Here is a 3,813-nt window from a genome sequence, read left to right as displayed (position 1 = left end):
GAGTACCTGCTTACATCATGAACAATCATGGCCCCCGGCAGCAGATGTCAATCCGATGACATCTACATGCCCTATCCGGGACGCCGAACGTTAACTGGTGGAATACTACCGCCGTGACCGCAACTGATGATCGACCCGTCTGGGCTGTTCGGATGCGCTCGGAACGTGACGCGAGGGGGTGGTCGCAAGCCGATGCCGTTCGCGCTATGCGTGCCAAGTCCTCCCACAACCTGCCGACGGACAGTACCCTGCTGCGCAACTGGCGCCGCTGGGAATCCGGGGAATCGCGACCTGACGAGTTCTACGCGCCGATCATCGCGGCCGCGTTCGACACCGTCCCCGCCGCGTTCTTCCCGAAGTCCCGTCCCAACCGTGATGACGAGCTGTTATCGGCAACCGGTATGGACACTCTGGAGTTCATCGGACGACTCAGAATGTCCGACGTCAACAGCGCCACCCTGGACGCGGTGCGGATCACCGCCGAAAGGCTGTGCTGCGAATACGCCTACGCCGACCCCTACGCACTGCACACCGAGGGGACCGCGTGGCTGCGCCGGATCACCTCCCTGCTCGACGGCAGACTGACGCTGAGCCAGCATCGCGAAATCCTCGTCCTGGCAGGCTGGGTCGCGTTGCTGGTCGGTTGCGTCGACTACGATCTGGGCCGCCGGGGTGGTGCCGAGGCCACCCGCCGAGCCGCCGATTCGCTGGGTCGCGAGGCAGGCAATACCGAGATCGTCGGGTGGGCGGCGGAGATGTCGGCGTGGTTCGCGTTGACCCAGGGCAACTTCCGTGGCGCGATCGATGTCTCGGAGAAGGCCATGGCGGGTACCACGTCGTCGAGTGTGGGGGTGCAGTTGGCGGCGCAGCGCGCCAAGGGCTGGGCCCGGCTCGGTGATCGCCGCAATGTGCAGACCGCCCTCGACGAGGGCAGGGCGATCCTGTCGCGGATGGGTCATCCGGCCGATCTGGACAACCACTTCGTCGTCGACGCCACGAAATTCGACTTCTACGCGATGGACTGCTGCCGGGTGGCGGGCCAGGATCGACTGGCCGAGCGCTACGCCCAGCAGGTGATCAGCGATTCGACCCGACCGGACGGTTCGGTCCGCAATCCCATGCGGGTCTCCGAGGCGCGGCTCACCCTGGCCGTCGTGGCCGTGCGCGATCGCGATCTCGAGCGCGCGGTCGAGGAGGGTGTCGCGGCGTTCTCCGCGGGGCGCAAGTCGCTGCCGTCGCTGGCGTGGATCGCGGGCGAGGCGGCCAGGGAGATCATCGAACGATACCCAGGAGATCACCGCACCCAAACCTTCCTCGAGCAGCTGCGATCGCTCAATGTCGGATGAGCTCGCGCGGCGATGCCACGCCGATCGGGGACGGGTCCGGCGGAGCACGCGAAGGCCACCACTAACCTGTCTACGGTGACCGACTCCGCCGACGGCCTGCCCAGCGCCGTACCCGCCCTGTGGGACGAGCGTCTGCGGTTGTTCTCGTTCGCGACCGCCGAGAAGCGCGCCGACTACCTGCGGGTGCTGCGCGCCTTCGACAGCGCTCGGGCCGCCTACGTGGTGTTGTTGCACGCCGACGACGTCGCCGAGTGGATAGCCAGAGCCGAGGCGGGCGGTCGAGCCGAGGCGGCCGCGGGTGTCCCACTGCCCGCGGTCGAGATCGGTCCCCTGCTCGAGCAGCTGCATCGCTGGGGTGTGCTCGAACGCAGCTACGACGGCACCCGCGCGGCCACCCTGGCCGAGTACCGCAACCGGCACTACGTCTACCAGTTCGCGCAGGCCGGGTTCCAGGCCTACCGGGCGGTGGCCGGGGTGCTCGCGGCCCGGATGGAGGACGCGTCGCTGTCGCGGCTGGTGCTGCCCGAGCTGCTCGCCGACCTGCGCACCCTCTCCGCCGCCAACCGCGACGGCGACGCCGAGCGGGTCTACACCACGTTGCGCAGGCTCGACACCGCGCTCACCGACATGGCCGCGCGCGCCGCGCACTTCTACCTGTCTCTGGGCGACCTGGTGCGCACCACCGAGATCACGCCGGAATCCTTCCTCGCGCACAAGGACGCGCTGCTGGCACACATGCGGGAGTTCAGCATGGATCTGGCCCGGTTCGCCCCGCGGCTGGCGGCGGCGATCGGTGAAGTCGAGGCGACCGGCGTCGAGCAGCTGATCGGCCGCGCGGCCGGGTGCGACGAGCGGGTGCTGTTGAGTATCGCCGAGCGCGAAGCGGATTGGCGTTCCCGCTGGGACGGGCTGCGCACCTGGTTCGTCGCCGCGGGCACCGAGTCGTCGGAAACCTGCGAGGCCGATCGGCTCCGCGAGGCGACGATGAGCGCGATCGCGGCGGTGCTGTCGCTGTTGCGCCGGGTCACCGAGACCCGCCGAGGTGGCGTCAGCCGGGAATCGGCGTTGCGTCACCTGGCCGAATGGTTCGTCGCCACCCCCAGCGCGGGCAGTGCGCACGCGCTCTACGACGCGGTGTTCGGGCTGGGCAAGCCGCGCCACCTGTCGCTCGAACATCCCGACGCGGAGCTGATCCCCACCAGCCGATCCTGGTGGGAAGCACCGCCGTTGGAGATCTCCCGCACGCTCGCCGAAACCGGTCGCGCACCCACGGCGGGCGCCCCGGCCCGGATCGCGCGCAACGACGCGGGCGTGCGGCGGCTGCGGGAGGCCCAACTGGCGGCACAGCGTGAACGCGCCGCGGCCGCCGCCTCGCTGTCCCAGGGCAATGTGCACGAACGAGTGCTGGATCAGCGTGAGACCGAGGTGCTGTTGCGCCTGATCGACGCCGCCTCCACCGCGTGGGTTCCGGTGAGCGGAAAGGTCGACGGCACAACAGGTTCCGACAACGGTGTCACGTTGACAGTGCGCCCCTGCGATGGGTCGACGGTCATCCGGACCGCGGCGGGGCTGCTCCATCTGAACAACCGTCGCCTCGAAGTACGCGAGTCGAGCCGCCGCGGGGTCGCGCGATGAGACTGCGCATCGACTCGCCAGATTTCGGCGACCATCGCTCGGTGGCGGCGCGACCGACGTCGGCACGAGGGGCAAGACTGTGAAGCGACAACGGATCGATGCGCTCGCTCTCGACAGTTATCAGCGGGCGGCGCGAGTGATGCTCGCCAATCACCTGGTCACCCGGGTCTATCCCGACCGGATCGCGCTGCCGTTGATTCGGCGGTGGGCGACGGAACTGCGCGAGGATCTGGCCGAATTGTTCGGTTACCGCTTGGAGGTCACCGAGACCACGGCCCGGCTCTACCCGGTGCACGATCGGCTCGATGACGCCCGGCCCGCCCGCAGCGTCAACGATCGGGTCTTCGACCGCCGCCGCTACGCCTATCTGTCACTGGCGCTGGCCGCGCTCGGCCGGGCAGGCGACCAGATCACCCTGTCCGAATTGGCCGAGCACGTCGCCGATTACGCGAGCCGGATCGAGGGACTCGACCTGTCGACCGAGCGAGCCGCCGATCGCGACGCCTTCGTCGATGCCGTCGGCTGGCTGGGCGCGCGGGGTGCGTTGACGTTGGCCGACGGCGACGCGGGCGGTTGGGCCAGCGACCCGGAGGCGGGCGAGGCGCTCTACGACATCGACCGCCCGGTGGTGTTCGCGCTGTTCCGGCCCCCACGGGCACTGCAGCATCTACACAGCGTGCGCGGGTTGCTGGCCGAGAACACCGACCAGGCTGATCAGGCTCGCCGGGTGCGCCGGGCGCTCGTCGAGCGCCCCGTCGTCTATCTCGACGAACTGTCGGCAGCCGAGGGTGCGCTGCTCGGCCAGGACCGACTGGTCGGCGAGGTCGAACAC

At 69.2% G+C, this 3,813-nt stretch carries 3 protein-coding genes; all 3 read left to right on the top strand.

The annotated features are described in order from the left end of the window. Positions 1-206: 206 nt before the first annotated feature. Positions 207-1,346: an XRE family transcriptional regulator gene (locus tag ACFWF3_RS27630; protein WP_379218162.1), complete on the top strand. Its 1,140-nt coding sequence runs from the start codon at positions 207-209 to the stop codon at positions 1,344-1,346. Positions 1,347-1,421: 75 nt separating this feature from the next. Beyond that, positions 1,422-2,981: a TIGR02677 family protein gene (locus ACFWF3_RS27625; RefSeq protein WP_379316334.1), complete on the top strand. Its 1,560-nt coding sequence runs from the start codon at positions 1,422-1,424 to the stop codon at positions 2,979-2,981. 79 nt (positions 2,982-3,060) lie between these two features. Beyond that, on the top strand, positions 3,061-3,813 hold a 753-nt coding region (locus ACFWF3_RS27620; RefSeq protein ID WP_379316332.1), incomplete at its 3' end, for a DUF2398 family protein.

This window comes from Nocardia sp. NPDC060220, assembly GCF_042727815.1.
Taxonomy (GTDB): Bacteria; Actinomycetota; Actinomycetes; order Mycobacteriales; family Mycobacteriaceae; genus Nocardia.
Note: the sequence above shows the minus strand (reverse complement) of the source record. Positions and strands in the feature narration are given on the sequence as shown.